The sequence below is a fragment of the Rugamonas sp. FW305-51 genome (assembly GCF_058786935.1).
Map to the genome: position 1 here is coordinate 226,625 of NZ_JBYSZG010000003.1, position 13,651 is coordinate 240,275.

General features: G+C 68.5%; 10 protein-coding genes. 5 read left to right on the forward strand and 5 right to left on the reverse strand.

Going from position 1 to position 13,651, the window contains the following annotated elements:
• Positions 1 to 270: 270 nt before the first annotated feature.
• Together AC3WOS_RS03610 and AC3WOS_RS03615 are read right to left on the reverse strand one after the other, a co-directional pair.
• Complete coding sequence (locus AC3WOS_RS03610; protein WP_492714462.1) at positions 271 to 1,563, reverse strand: ATP-binding protein; 1,293 nt, start codon at positions 1,561 to 1,563, stop codon at positions 271 to 273.
• A complete protein-coding gene (locus tag AC3WOS_RS03615; RefSeq protein ID WP_492714463.1) occupies positions 1,560 to 2,297 on the reverse strand; it encodes a response regulator in 738 nt (245 codons plus the stop codon). Before AC3WOS_RS03615 ends, AC3WOS_RS03610 begins: the two co-directional genes overlap by 4 nt.
• 164 nt (positions 2,298 to 2,461) lie before the next feature.
• Between AC3WOS_RS03615 and AC3WOS_RS03620 the strand changes: the two genes are divergently transcribed.
• A complete protein-coding gene (locus AC3WOS_RS03620; RefSeq protein WP_492714464.1) occupies positions 2,462 to 3,181 on the forward strand; it encodes an ABC transporter ATP-binding protein in 720 nt (239 codons plus the stop codon).
• Positions 3,174 to 5,588, forward strand: a complete 2,415-nt coding sequence (locus AC3WOS_RS03625; RefSeq protein ID WP_492714466.1) for an ABC transporter permease — start codon at positions 3,174 to 3,176, stop codon at positions 5,586 to 5,588. The genes AC3WOS_RS03620 and AC3WOS_RS03625 overlap by 8 nt, the downstream gene beginning before the upstream one ends.
• A gap of 197 nt (positions 5,589 to 5,785) precedes the next feature.
• On the opposite strand, the gene AC3WOS_RS03630 is transcribed toward AC3WOS_RS03625, so the two are convergent.
• On the reverse strand, positions 5,786 to 6,415 hold the full coding sequence (locus AC3WOS_RS03630) for a DNA-binding protein (RefSeq protein WP_492714467.1): 630 nt from the start codon (positions 6,413 to 6,415) through the stop codon (positions 5,786 to 5,788).
• A 345-nt stretch (positions 6,416 to 6,760) separates the two neighbouring features.
• Here AC3WOS_RS03630 and AC3WOS_RS03635 point away from each other — a divergent pair, with 345 nt between their 5' ends.
• Both AC3WOS_RS03635 and AC3WOS_RS03640 read left to right on the forward strand, forming a co-directional pair.
• A complete protein-coding gene (locus AC3WOS_RS03635; RefSeq protein ID WP_492714468.1) occupies positions 6,761 to 7,738 on the forward strand; it encodes a porin in 978 nt (325 codons plus the stop codon).
• 12 nt (positions 7,739 to 7,750) lie between these two features.
• Positions 7,751 to 8,542: a substrate-binding periplasmic protein gene (locus AC3WOS_RS03640; RefSeq protein ID WP_492714469.1), complete on the forward strand. Its 792-nt coding sequence runs from the start codon at positions 7,751 to 7,753 to the stop codon at positions 8,540 to 8,542.
• 37 nt (positions 8,543 to 8,579) lie between these two features.
• Here the strand turns inward: AC3WOS_RS03640 and AC3WOS_RS03645 are convergent, their stop codons facing one another.
• Positions 8,580 to 12,050: a response regulator gene (locus tag AC3WOS_RS03645; RefSeq protein ID WP_492714470.1), complete on the reverse strand. Its 3,471-nt coding sequence runs from the start codon at positions 12,048 to 12,050 to the stop codon at positions 8,580 to 8,582.
• Positions 12,051 to 12,246: 196 nt separating this feature from the next.
• Between AC3WOS_RS03645 and fnr the strand changes: the two genes are divergently transcribed.
• Positions 12,247 to 13,005, forward strand: a complete 759-nt coding sequence (gene fnr / locus AC3WOS_RS03650; RefSeq protein WP_492714471.1) for a fumarate/nitrate reduction transcriptional regulator Fnr — start codon at positions 12,247 to 12,249, stop codon at positions 13,003 to 13,005.
• Positions 13,006 to 13,097: 92 nt separating this feature from the next.
• Here fnr and AC3WOS_RS03655 read toward each other — a convergent pair whose 3' ends face one another.
• Positions 13,098 to 13,643 carry a FixH family protein gene (locus tag AC3WOS_RS03655; protein ID WP_492714472.1) on the reverse strand — a complete coding sequence of 182 codons (546 nt, stop codon included), beginning with the start codon at positions 13,641 to 13,643 and terminating at the stop codon, positions 13,098 to 13,100.
• Between the last annotated feature and the right edge of the window lie 8 nt (positions 13,644 to 13,651).

The following is a 13,651-nucleotide window of genomic DNA, read 5'->3' on the forward strand; positions in this document are numbered from 1 at the left end:
ATCGGGGCGCTGATACTCCGCATGGCCTCAACCGGGGTGCGGATGCCCCCCATGCTTGGATGCTTTGGTCCGGGCTGGCGGCGTGGTATGCGCAAGGGCACGGTAGCTCCACCTTAGCCTTGCAATGGCCAGAGTCCGTTGATAATCGGCAGAGCGATTACAGAAAAGTTGGACCGATGTGACGGCTTGCCACAACGCCGCTAAAACACTCCGCCACGAGCTGCGGCGGCAAGCCGGCCGGGATTCGCTTGCGGAGCTGCCTCCGCCCGCCTAACCCGGCACCACGCAGCGCGCCACCAGGCCGCCGCCGGGGCGGTTCGATAATTCGAGCGTGCCGCCCATGGCGGTCAGCAGCTGGTGCACGATCGCCAGTCCCAGGCCCGCGCCGCCCGTGTCGCGGTTGCGTGACGCTTCGAGCCGGTAGTAGGGTTGGATGACGCTGGCCAGTTCACCCTCAGGTATCCCCGGTCCCCGGTCGCGCACTTCCAGTTCGAGCGCGCCGCCTGCGCCCACGCCCAGGCCGATCTCTACGTCGCCGGCGTAGCGCAAGGCATTGTCCACCAGGTTGGTGACGATGCGGCGCAGCGCTTGCAGGCGCACGCGCAAGGCCTTGCCGCAGGCGCCGTCGATGCGGATCACTTGCCCTGCATCGCGGTAGTCGCAGACCAGCGCGTCGATAAACGCGTCCACGTCCAGCCGCACCGCCGCCTCGCTGGCGCTGTTCGCCGTGCGCGCGTAGGCCAGGCCCTGTTCCACCAACGCCTGCATCGCGTCGAGGTCCGCTTCGATCCGGTTGCGCTGGCTGGCGTCGTCCATCAGGTCCGCCCGCAGGCGCATGCGGGTGATCGGCGTTTGCAGGTCGTGCGCGATGGCGGCGAGGATTTGCAGGCGCTCCGCGAGGTGGGCGGTGATGCGGCGTCCCATCGCATTGAAGGCGCTGGCGGCGCGCCGCACTTCGAGCGGGCCTGCTTCCGCCAGCACCACCGGGTCCGCCGTCGTGCCCAGCCGGTCCGCCGCGTCGGCCAGGCGCGACAACGGCATGGTGGCCTGTCGCACGGCCAGCCAGGTGAAGAAGACGATCGACACCAGTTGCACGACCACGTACACGCCGGGCCAGAGCCGGTCCGGCGGCGCGGGCGGCGCCACGTCCACGTGCAGCGGCGTGCCGTCCGCCAGCGTGACGCCGAGCGACAGCGCCGCCTCCGGCCGCGCGGCTTCGCTCGCGCGCACCACGTATGGCGGACCGAGCGCCGCTTGCACCCCGGCCGCGAAGCGTGCCGCGTTTTCCGATGCCAGCGCCTTCCCATCCGGTCCGCCCAGGCGGTAGGTGTATTCGCGCCGCGCCAGGTGCCGCAGCCACGCCGCGCGCTCGGCGGCGGGGCTTTGTTCCAGCACGCCGATCAGCGCCGCCATGTCGCGCCCGACGGTGTAGCTCGCGCCGCTGCGCGCGGCATGGCTCTGCACGTAGAACGCCACCGTGAAGTTGAGCACGTGCGCCGCCAGCAGGGCCAGTACGGCGATGGCCACCAGGCGGCCGAACAGCGTGCGCGGCCAGGCTCTCATTCGGAACCTCCCCCTTCCACCGTCGCCGCAAACACATAGCCCTCGTTGCGCACCGTCTTGATGTAGGCGACGTCGCTCTGGCCGTCGCGCAGGCGGCTGCGCAGGCGCGAAACGAGGATGTCGATCGAGCGGTCGTAGGCGTCGGCGTCCCGTCCCTGGGTCAGGTTGAGCAACTGGTCGCGGCTCAGCACCCGCTGCGGGTGGTCGAGGAAGACGCGCAACAGGCGGTATTCGGCGCCCGACAGCACCACCGTGGTGCCCTGCCGGTCGAGCAGGTTGCGCGCGTGCGTGTCGACCCGCCAGCTGCCGAAGGCCAGCATGCCCGTGTCCTCGCGCCGCGCCAGGCCGGGCGGCAGCGCGCGGGCGCGGCGCAGCACGGCGCGGATGCGCGCCAGCAGCTCGCGCGCGGCGAAGGGCTTGGCGAGGTAGTCGTCGGCGCCCATCTCCAGCCCGAGGATGCGGTCGGCCTCGTCGCCGCGCGCCGTCAGCATGACCACCGGCAGGTGCGCGCCCGCGCCCGCGCGCAGGTCGCGGCACAGTTGCAGGCCATCTTCGCCCGGCAGCATCAGGTCCAGCACCACCAGGTCCACCGCGCCGGCGGCGAGGGTGGCGCGCATCTGGCGGCCGTGGGCGGCCAGGCTCACCTTGAAGCCGTTGCGCTCCAGGTATTGCGCGAGCAGTTCGCGGATGTCGGCGTCGTCGTCGACGATCAGGATGTGGTCAGTGGGGGGCATGCCGTTGTTATAGCCGAAAACCTTGATGGAACGCTATCGTTTTGTTTCCCAATGTTGCTGGCCGGGAGCGGGAAATCTTCGGAAGAAAAAATGCGGAGGCCAGACATGTGCCAGCAATGCGGCGGCGTTCCAATGGCGTCACTGTCACCACCGAGGGAACCACCATGACCAAACCACCATTGATCACCATGCGGCGCGTCGGCAAGCGCTATCCTGTCGCCGGGCGCAGCTTCACGGCGTTGCGCGACGTCGACCTGCAGGTGCAGGCCGGCGAATTCGTCGCCATCGTCGGCAAATCCGGCAGCGGCAAGTCCACCCTGCTCAACCTGCTGGCCGGCATCGACAGTCCCAGCGCGGGGGAGATCCACGTCGCCGGCACCGCCGTGCACGCGCTGGACCAGGAGCAGTTGTCCGCGTGGCGCGGCCTGAACGTGGGCATCGTGTTCCAGTTCTTCCAGCTGCTGCCCACGTTGACGGTGGTGGAGAACGTCATGCTGCCGATGGACTTTTGCCAGCGCTGGCCCAACGCCGAGCGCCGCCCGCGGGCGCTGGCCCTGCTCGACAAGCTGGGCATCCGCGAACAGGCCGACAAGCTGCCCTGCGATCTGTCCGGCGGCCAGCAGCAGCGCGCGGCCATCGCGCGCGCGCTCGCCAACGACCCGCCACTGCTGGTCGCCGATGAACCGACCGGCAACCTCGATACCCACACGGCCGGCGAAGTGATCCGCCTGTTCCAGTCGCTGGTCGGCGAGGGCCGCACCATCATCATGGTGACGCATGAGCGCGAATACGCGCCGCGCTTCTCGCGCGTGCTCACGCTGGTGGACGGCGCCTTCGTGGCGGAAGCGAGCCCGCAGCGTGTGGAGGAGCTGAGCCATGACTAGTCCGCGCTGGACCAAGATCGCCCGCGACCTGTGGCTGGCGCGTGGCCGCATGCTGATGATGGTGGCCGCCATCGCCGCCGGCGTGGCGGGCGTGGGCACCCTGCTCGATGCGTACACGGTGCTCACGCGCGAGGTCAACCGCAATTACATGGATACGCGGCCGGCCTCGGCCTCGCTCGAAGTCGATGCGATCGATGACGCCTTGCTGGCGCAGGTGCGGGCCCTGCCCGGCATCGCCGCCGCCGAGGTGCGCGCCACCGGGCAGGCCCGTGTGCAGAGTCCAGGCGGCCAGTGGTACGGCATGAAGGCGTTCATCGTGCCGGACTTCCGCGCCATGGGGATCAGCCGCTTCTTCCCCAACAGCGGCGCCTGGCCGGCGCCGGACGGCGCCATCCTGCTGGAACGGGAGGCGGCCGCCATGCTGGACGCGAAGGATGGCGCCACCCTGCAGGTCAAGGATGGCGAGGGACAAACGCATGCCGTCGTCCTGGCCGGCACCGTGCATGACCCCAGCCTCGCGCCGGCCGGCCAGGAGCAGGCCGCCTACACCTACATGACGCCGGCCACCGCCGCCGCGCTGGGCGACATCCACCTGCAAGCCATCCTGAAGATCATGGTCGCCGGCGATCCGATGAGCGAGCAGTCGATTACCCGCATCGCCGGCCAGACGGCCAGCTGGCTGCGTGCCCGCGGCCACACCGTCCACGCGATCTACGTGCCGCCGCCCGGCAAGCATCCGCACCAGGGCCAGATGTCGGGCATGTTGTTGATGCTGCTGATGTTCGGCGTGCTGGCGCTGGTGGTCAGCGCCATCCTGTCGGCCACCATGGTCAATGCCATGCTGGCGCAGCAGGTGCGCCAGATCGGGGTGATGAAGACCGTCGGCGCGCGCTCCTGGCAGATCGCCCGGCTGTACCTCGGCGCCGTCGCCGCGAGCGCCGTCCTGGCCTGCGCCATCGGCATACCGCTCGGCGCCGTGGCGGGCGATGCGCTGACCGGCGCCGTCGCCAGACTGCTGAACTTCACGCTCGCCAGCCGCGCCGCGCCGCATTGGGTCTATCTGGTGCAGTTCGCGGCCGGCACGTTGGTGCCGCTGGCCTTCACGCTGCCGCCGGTGCGGCGCGCCAGCCGCATCACGGTGCGCGCGGCCATCGACGACACGGGCGTGGGCAACAAGGACTTCGGCCGCCACCGCATCGACGCCCTGCTGGGCCGTGTGCGCGGCGTGGACCGCACGTTGTTGCTGGCGCTGCGCAATATGTTCCGCCGGCGTGGCCGCCTGCTGCTCACGGTCGGGCTGCTGGCGACTGCCGGCGCACTGTTCATCGCCAGCCTGGATGTGACGGCGGCATGGAAGCGCAACATCGCCATGTCGGCGGACGAGCGCCATTACGACCTGGAGGTGGCGCTCAACCACGTCCAGGACGCAGCGGCCGTGATGCCGCTGTTGCGCGGCCTGCCCGGCGTGCGGGCGGTCGAGGCATGGGACACCGTCGCCGCCAGCCGCGCGCGCGCGGACGGGCAGTCCATCGAGCGCACCTATCCCGACGGCGGCCACGGCAGCCTGGACCTGCGCGCGGCGCCGGCCGGCAGCACCATGCTGGCGCTGCCGGTGCTCGCAGGGCGCTGGCTCGCACCGGACAGCGGCGACGAGATCGTCCTCAATCCCGGCGCGCGCGCCCGCTTCCCCGAGGCCCGTGTTGGCCAGCCGCTCATGGTCGACGTGGAAGGCCGCGCCATACGGTTGCAGGTGGTCGGCATGGTGCGTGAAATCCTTTCGCCGGCGCAGGGCTTCGTTTCGCCGCGCGCCCTGGCGCTCGCCGGTGGCCGGCCGGACGGCCAGGTCGCCCTGCTGCGCGTCGCGCTGGACCGGCATGACGCCGCGAGCCGGGCCGGCGCGGCCGCGCTGGTGGAACGGCGCCTGGAACAAGCCGGCGTCGGCGTGCGCCGCGTGATCACGGAGTCGGCCCTGGACACGGCGCTCAATGGCCATGTGTTCATCCTGATCTTCAACCTGGTCGCCATCTCGGTGGTGATGGCATTGGTGGGCGTGCTGGGATTGGGTTCCTCGATGGCGACGGCGGTGGTCGAACGGACGCGCGAAATCGGCATCATGCGCGCCATCGGGGCGCGCGGGCCCACCTTGATGCGCAACATCCTGGGCGAGGGCCTGGCCATGGCGGGCCTGAGCTGGGTGGCGGCTGTGCTGCTGTCCTTGCCGCTGTCGGCGGCGCTGGGCGACTTCCTGGGGCGCGCGTCGTTCGGCATGCCGCTGCCCTTCGTCGTCTCGGCGCAGGCATCGGCGCTTTGGCTGGCCCTGGTGCTGGCCGGCGCGCTGATGGCCGGCTACCTTCCCGCCCGCCGCGCCGCCGCTTTGCCGGTGCGCGTGGCACTGGCCCACGCTTGAGGAGCTACCATGAAAAAGACCATTGTCGTCACCGCCGCCGCCGTGCTGGGTGTGGCCCTGCTGTTCCACCTGTCGCGCGGATTCGATTTGCTGGGAATGTTAAAGGCGATGCACGGCAGGTAGGCGTAGTCGAGGAGGTAAAACGAAAACGCCCCGGGCGGGGCGTTTTTTTTCAGCTGCGGCCGCGGTCGGGGGCCTTATGCGCTCGCCTTGAGCGCCTCCAGCTCGGCGCGCAGCGCGATGCGCTCGGCGTTGGATTTGTCGAGCTTGCTGCGCAGTTCCTTCGCATCGGCCTCGAAGTTGTCGCGCGCCGTGGCGGCGCCCACCAGATCCATTTCGGCCTTCAGGCGGGCGTCCGACAGCGCGGCCGACGAGGCCACGTTGCGCTCCATCTGCTGGCGCAGGTCGGCCAGCTGGGCGTCCTTGCCCTCGATGGCCAGCTGGTCCTTGGCCTTGCCCACCAGCGCGTCCGTCGCCACCTGGCGCGCGTCGCGCAGTTCGGCCCGCAGCCGCTCGATGTCTTCCGTCTGCTCGGCCGACAGCGCCAGCGCCTGGTCGCGCGCGATCGTCACGCTGGCCAGCTGCGCCTTCAGTTCGTCGCGCTCGCTTTCGAGCGTTTCGCCGGCCTTGGCCAGCTCATCCATGTCGCGCTCGGCCTGGATCAGCGCTTCGCGACCGCGCCATGCGGCCAGGTGCCGGTGGATGGCGCCCGCCGAGCCGGTGCCCAGTGCTTCGCGCACCGTGTCGGGCGACACTTCCTTGCCCTCGTTCCGCAGGTCGATGGCCGCCGCCGTGACTTCGTCGAGTGTGACTTCTTGGCGTGGCATAGCTGTCTCCAGAAAAAGGTTGGGTTTTGGTAAAGTTCAATGGTAGCGCATCGCCTGCGCGCTGGCGACCAATACGATACCGTACATTCTTGCCTCATAGCAAGGTGAGACGGCGTGCGCCGTGCCCGCCAGCCATGCCGCTCGGGCATGGCGCGGGCCGGGCGCCGCCAGTTGTTGTTTCCATGCTGCGTGGCCGGCATGGCCCGCCTTGGGACGCCTTGCCCCGGGCGGCAATATCCTGTTGCCGCCCGGGTACAAGATATTGACCAGTGGCACGCCGCAGAGTACAACGGATATTCATCGGCGACTTGCATTGCCAGCTGCGCCATGCCACGGAGGATCAGCGTGAAACGATTTATACCGATATGCCTGGCGCTGGCGTTGCAGCCCATGCTGGCGCACGCGCAGGTCCAGGTGTACGGCGTGCTGGACCTGGCCATCACCTCCGACAGCGATTCCGGCAAGCGCCTGACCCGGGTCGACAGCGGCCAGCAGACGGCCAGCCGGCTCGGCATCAAGGGCACGGAAGACCTGGGCAGCGGCTTGCGCGCCATCTTCGTGGTCGAATCGCAGATCGAGGCCGACACGGGCCAGCCTTCGTTCGCCGGCCGTCCGTTCGGCAGCCAGTCCTGGGTGGGCCTGAGCGGCGCGTTCGGCGCCGTGCGCGCGGGCCGCATGTTCACCCCCTATTTCGGCGCCATCGCCACCAACGACCCGTTCGACGCCAAGGGGCCGGGCGAATCGACCCGGGTGTTCTACGACTCCGGCGTGCGCATGGATAACACGGTCAAGTATTCGCTGCCGTCCACACTGGGCGGGGTGTATGGCGATTTGGCCTACGGCGCCGGCGAAGTGGCGGGCAACAGCCAGGCCAACCGCCAGCTCAGCGGCGACATCGGCTACGCGGCCGGCCCGCTCAACGTGGTGCTGGCTTACCACAACGCCAACGACCTGCTGGGCATGAAGCTGGCCCGCAGCCACCTGCTGGGCGGCAGCTACGATTTCGGCCGCTTCAAGGGCTGGCTGGTGCTGGCCCGCAGCCGCAACGACACGACGCTCGACACGCGCGACACCCTGTTCGGCCTCAGCCTGCCGGTCGGGCGCAACCTGATCGCGGCCGACTATGTGCACAAGAGCGACTTCTACAATCGCGACGCGGACGCCACCCAGCTGGCGTTGGCCTACTATCACACGCTGTCCAGGCGTACCAATTTGTACCTGATCGGCTCTCATTTGAGCAACGACGGCGGGGCCAGTTACCAGGTCTCGCTGCCCGGCGGCGCGCGGCGCGTGATCGCGGCGGGGATGCGTCACCAGTTTTGAACGGAGTGTGTCATGTGGGCGGAAAGCGGTGGACCTGGCCGGCGGCTGCGGTGGGCGGCGGCAGCGTCGTTGTGCCTGTGGACGGTGCTGGCGCGCGCCGACGAGATCACCATGGCGTTCGGCGAAAAGATCCCGCCGTTCTGCTTCCCCGAAACCAATTCGGGCATCGAAATCGAAGTGCTGGGCCAGGCGCTGGCCTACCGCGGCCACGTGCTCAAGCCCATCTACTATTCGTTCGCCCGCATCCCCGTCGCCTTCAAGGCGCATCAGGTGGACGCGGCCATGACGGACCTGGGGCAGGACATGCGGGCCGTGGGCGCCTACTACGGCGACCCGGCCGTGTTCTACGATAACGTGTTCATCACGCTCAAGGAGCGCAACCTGGTGATACGCAAGCCCGAGGATTTGCGGGGCCTGAGCGTGCTGTCCTTCCCCGGCGGCGCCAAACGCTATCCCGACTGGCTGGGTCCGGTGGACAAGGCGGGCCGCTACTTCGAGCAGAACGACCAGGCGCTGCAAGTGCTCACGCTCGACAAGGGCCGCTATGACGTGGTGCTCAGCGACCGCAACATCTTCCGCTATTTCACCCTGCTGCTGTCGCTGAACAAATCGATCCAGCTGCGGCCCGTGGCGGAGCAAAGCTTCGTCAAGTTCAACCCCATGGACTACCGCCCCGTGTTCTGGAACAAGCGCTACCGCGACGACTTTAACGCCGGCCTCAAGCACATCAAGGAAAACGGCCACTTCGACGCCATCTACCGCAAATACCTGGGCGACAACAAGGCCGAGCCGAAGGCCGACTAACGGCGGGCGCCGCGGTGGCGCCGGCCATGACGCGCCATCAGCCCTGTTCGCGTGCGAGCCAGGCGCGGGCCTGGCTCAACGTGTCGGACAGTGCGGCATGGACGGCTTGCCAGTGGGCCTGGGCGGCGTCGTCGTTCTGCTCGGTGATGCCGCTTTCGGCCGCGATGGTGGCCTGCACCAGGCGCTTGGCGCCCAGCACGCCGACGGCGCCCCGCAGGCTGTGATAGAGGCGGGCCGCGTCTTCCGTGCGGCCTTCCCGCAGCGCCGTGGCCGCGTCAGTCAGGGGCTGCAGGCCCGTGTCGAGTACGCCCTGCACCATCTTGTACATCACCTGGCGGCCCTTGGGGTCCTTGCCCATCACGCGCATCAGGCTGTCCATGTTGAACGCGCTGTCGTCGGCGGCGGGCGGCGCCGCTGGCACCGCGGATGCCACCGCCGCTGGCACCGCGGATGCCGCCGCCAGCGCCGGCAACTGGCGCGCGATCACGGCCAGCATCTGTTCCACTTCGATCGGCTTGGGAATGAAGTCGGAGATGCCGGCTTCGACGCAGCGGCTGCGTTCGGACGCCAGCACCCCGGCCGTCATGGCGATCACGGGCAGTCGCAGGCCCAGCTCCTGGCGCAGGATGCGGGTGGCGCTGAAGCCGTCCAGCACCGGCATCTGCATGTCCATCAGCACGGCGTCGTAACGGCCCGCCGAGCTGCGCAGCAAGTCCACCGCCTGCTGGCCGTCGCCCACCACGTCCAGCGTGGCGCCGGCCTGCTCCAGGATGCCGCGCGCCACCGTCTGGTTCAGCAGGTTGTCCTCCACCAGCAGCAGGTGCACGCCGCGCAGGCGGCCGCCGATGCCGCGTTCCGGCGCCGGCCCATCGTCGCCGCCGGCCTTGGCGGCCAGCGCCTGGTGCAGCGCGTCGAACAGATTGGAACTGGTGATGGGCTTGACCAGCACCACGTCCGCCTCGGGCGCGCTGGAAATCTCTTCCAGCCGGTCCAGCGCGAAGGCGTTGATCATCACCACGATGGGCTGCTTGCCGTGGGCCGCCTGGCTGATGGCCTTGGCCGCCGTCAGGCCGCCCATGTCGGCCATGTGCCAGTCGGCCAGCACCACGTCGTAGGGCTGGCCCGCTTCGCGCTGGGCCCGGTAGCGGGCCAGGGCGGCCGTGCCGGAGTCGGCCTCGTCGGCCTGCCAGCCCCAGGCCCGGATCAGCTTGCCGATCAGTTCGCGGCTGGTGCGGTTGTCGTCCGCCACCAGCACGCGCAGCGGTCCCAGCGCGGGCGTGCGGCGCGGCCGGCCCTGCTCCGGCAGCACCTCGAACGGCAGCGTGAACCAGAAGCGCGTGCCCTGCCCGGCCACACTGCTGACGTCGATCTGCCCGCCCATCAGTTCGATCAGGCGCTTGCTGATGACCAGCCCCAGGCCGGTGCCGCCGAAGCGGCGCGTGATGCTGACGTCGCCCTGGGAAAAGGCCGCAAACAACTGGCCCTGCTGCTGCGCCGTGATACCGATGCCCGTGTCGCGCACCTCGAAGCGCAGCCGGGCCGTCTGGCCGTCGCGCTGCGCCAGCGCCACGCTCACCACCACCTCGCCCTGGGGCGTGAACTTGATGGCGTTGCCGGCCAGGTTGACCAGCACTTGCTGCAACCGCAGGGCGTCGCCGTGCAGCAGGCACGGCACTTCCGGCTCCACCATGATGGCCAGCTCCAGTTCCTTGTCGCCGGCGCTCATGGTCATGGTGGTGGCCAGCGTGTTGAGGATTTCATCGAGCTCGAATTCGGCCGGCGACAGTTCCATGCGGCGCGCCTCGATCTTGGAAAAGTCGAGCACGTCGTTGAGGATGGCCAGCAGCGACTGGCCCGACATGCGCACCATGGTCAGGTATTTGCGCTGCTGCGCCGTGAGCGGCGTGTTGGCCAGCAGGTAGACCATGCCCAGCACGCCATTCATGGGGGTGCGGATTTCATGGCTCATGTTGGCCACGAAGTCGCTCTTGGCCCGGTTGGCCGCCTCGGCCCGGTCCCGTTCGCGTTCGAGCTCGCGCGCGCGCGCCTCCAGCTCGCCGCGCAGGCGGTGCTGCTCGGTGACGTCGGCGATCACGGCCAGCACCTTGGTGCCCTGGTCCGTGCGCACGGCGCTCAGGTTGATTTCGACGGGGAACTCGGTGCCGTCCTGGCGCAGGCCCAGCAACTCGCTGCCCTTGCCCATGCGCACCGGCTCGTCGCTCAGGCGGACGGTCACGAACTGCAGGCGGTGCGCCGCGTGGCGATCCCGCAGCCGGGCCGGCATCAGCATTTCCAGCGGCTGGCCGATGACGTCGGCCCGCCCGTAGCCGAAGCAGCGTTCGGCCTCGCGGTTGAAGGTTTCGATGTGGCCGGCGCCATCCACCACCACGATGGCGTTGGGCGCCAGTTCGATCAGGCGCTGCAGGCGGGCGTCGGCCGCCAGCCGTTCGCGCATCAGGCTGTTGAAGGCCGTCGTCAGCTGGCCGATCTCGTCCTGGCTTTGCACCGGCAGCGGGCTGAAATGGCTGGTGTCGCGCCGCAGCCGGACAATGGCTTCATGCAGGCGCAGCAGCGGCGCCACCAGGTGCAGGGTGAGCCAGCCGATCAGGATCGCACCGAGCGCGGCGGCCAGCGCGCTCCACAGGGCCACGCGGTACAGCACGCCGTCGAAGGGCTCGAACGCTTCCTCGGCCGGCAGCGAGGCGCCCAGCACCCAGTCGACCGACTTCAGGGCCTTGAGGCTGGTCAGGGCCCGCACCCCGGCGCTGTTGGCGGAGATCACCGTGCCTTCGTAGCCATCGCGCAGGGCGCGCGTGGTGGCCGGGTTGGCGTTGGGGGGGCGGGGCTGGAGCAGCCGCTTGAGGTCGGGATGGAGCACGTACACGGGCGCCGGACCGCGCGTGAGGGCAAAATAGTAGCCGCTGCGGCCCACCTTGGCCGTGCGCAGGTGGCCCAGCAGGTTGTCCTTGTACAGCCGCAACACGCCCACCAGCACGCATGCCACCTGGCCGTGCGCATCGAACACGGGCGCGGCCATCTGCACGATCGGTTGCTTACCGATCTTGCCCACCAGCGGCTCCGTGATCATCGGTTTATGGGTACGCATGACCTGCTGGAAGAAGGCGCGGTCGGCGGCACTGGTACCGGTGCGCCCCGGCACGGCCGGCAGGTCGGCCACGATGGCACCGTCCGGGCCCAGCACCAGCAAGTCGTCGAACAGCGACAGCACGGCGCGCTCGCGGTAATAGGCCCGCAGCTGGTCCGTCGAAGCGGCGATGGCGGGCGGCTGCAGCTTGGCCGACCGCTCCACGATGGCCAGCAACATCAGCAACTTGTCGTCCAGTTCCTCGGCCGTGCGGTTGACCAGGGCCGTCTGCTGGTCGAACAGCACCTTGGTGAAATCGTCGCGCATGCGTTGCGTCTGCACCACGGTCACCAGCGCGATCATCAGGATCGAGGTGAGACTGGTGGCCAGGGCGACTTTGGCTTTGATGCCGAGCGGCTTCATGAGGTCCTTGCTTGGGGAGTGGAACGGTCAGCAGTGTGCGCGGCCGCGTAGGAATTCTCCTATCATTGACTGTGCATGGCAAGAACGATAACAGCCGCGGCGCGCTACTTGCAAGCCGCAAGTTTCAGGCTTGAATACCTGATTGGATGAGTGTGGCATTGCCGGAATTTGGCGGCAAATAGGCTACACTGGCAGCATGATACAAGCTCTTCCCTCCCTCGTTTTGCCGGGTGTATCGGTAGAAGCGTTGCGCGCGCGCTGTTCCAGTTGCAGCATGCACCAGCTGTGCTTGCCCATGGGGCTGGACACGGCCGACATGGACCGTCTCGACCAGATCATCGGCCGGCGCCGCAAGGTGCCGCGCGGCGGCACCCTGTTCCGCATCGGTGATCCGTTCGCCAGCCTGTTTGCGATCCGCCTCGGGCATTTCAAGACGTTCCAGGTCAACCCGGACGGCGCCGAACAGATCACGGGTTTCCAGATGGCCGGCGAGTTGCTGGGCATGGACGCCATCAGCACCGACCGCCACCATTGCAATTCGATCGCCCTGGAAGACAGCGAAGTGTGCGAGATCCCGTTCGGCAGCCTGCAGCAATTGCTGGTCGATATGCCAACCTTGCTGCGCCACTTCCACCGCATGATGAGCCAGGAGATCACGCGCGAGCAAAGCGTCATGCTATTGCTGGGCAATATGCAAGCGACGCAGCGTTTCGCCGCCTTCCTGGTCAACCTGTCGTCGCGCTACGAGGCGCGCGGCTACTCGGCCACCACCTTCCAGCTGCGCATGACGCGCGAGGAAATCGGCAACTACCTGGGGCTGACCATCGAAAGCGTCAGCCGCCTGCTGTCCAAGTTCAAGAAGGAAGGCATGCTACGGGTCAGCAACCGCGAAATCGAGCTGCTCAATCCCGCCATGCTGAAAGCCATCACGGCCGGCACCCAGACCTGCGGCTGAAAAAAAATCGGGGGTTCTCAAACTGACCCTCAACACGCAAAAAAAGGGGGACGTAACGCAGTTACGTCCCCCTTTTTTGTCCGGCGCCGCCGTTATTCGGCCGGTGCGGCGGCGGGCGTGTCGGCATGCATCTGGATTTCCCGTTCGGCTGGCCAGTTCCAGGTGCCGTCCAGGCGCCAGTCGCGTTTTTCGTTTTCCACCTGTACCAGCCAGCGGCTGCGCTCGAGCATGGGCAAGGCGATCGTGAAGCCGCCGTCCGCGTCCGGCTGCACCACCAGCTGCACATCCTTTTCCGGCAGCGTGGCGTGGGCCAGGTGCAGCAGCAGGCGGCCGGGCTGGGCCTTGACGGGACTGTCCAGACGGCCCATCAGCACGCCCTGTTCCGGGTTGTAGCGCAGCGCCACGGCCAGCTTCAGCGCCGTGGCCACGCGGTCGCGCCGCAAGTCCTGGTTGATGGCCTTGCCCTGCTTGTAATAGTCGCCCACCACCAGCGCGTCCTGGCGCGTGTAGGCCAGCCACATGGTGTAGCTGCCGGCCACCACCACCAGGAACGGGCCCAGCATCAACAGCCAGGGCCAGCGGTGGCGGTACCAGGGCAGGTTGCGGGCGTGCTGGTCGATGGGTATCACTTGCGACATGCTGTTAC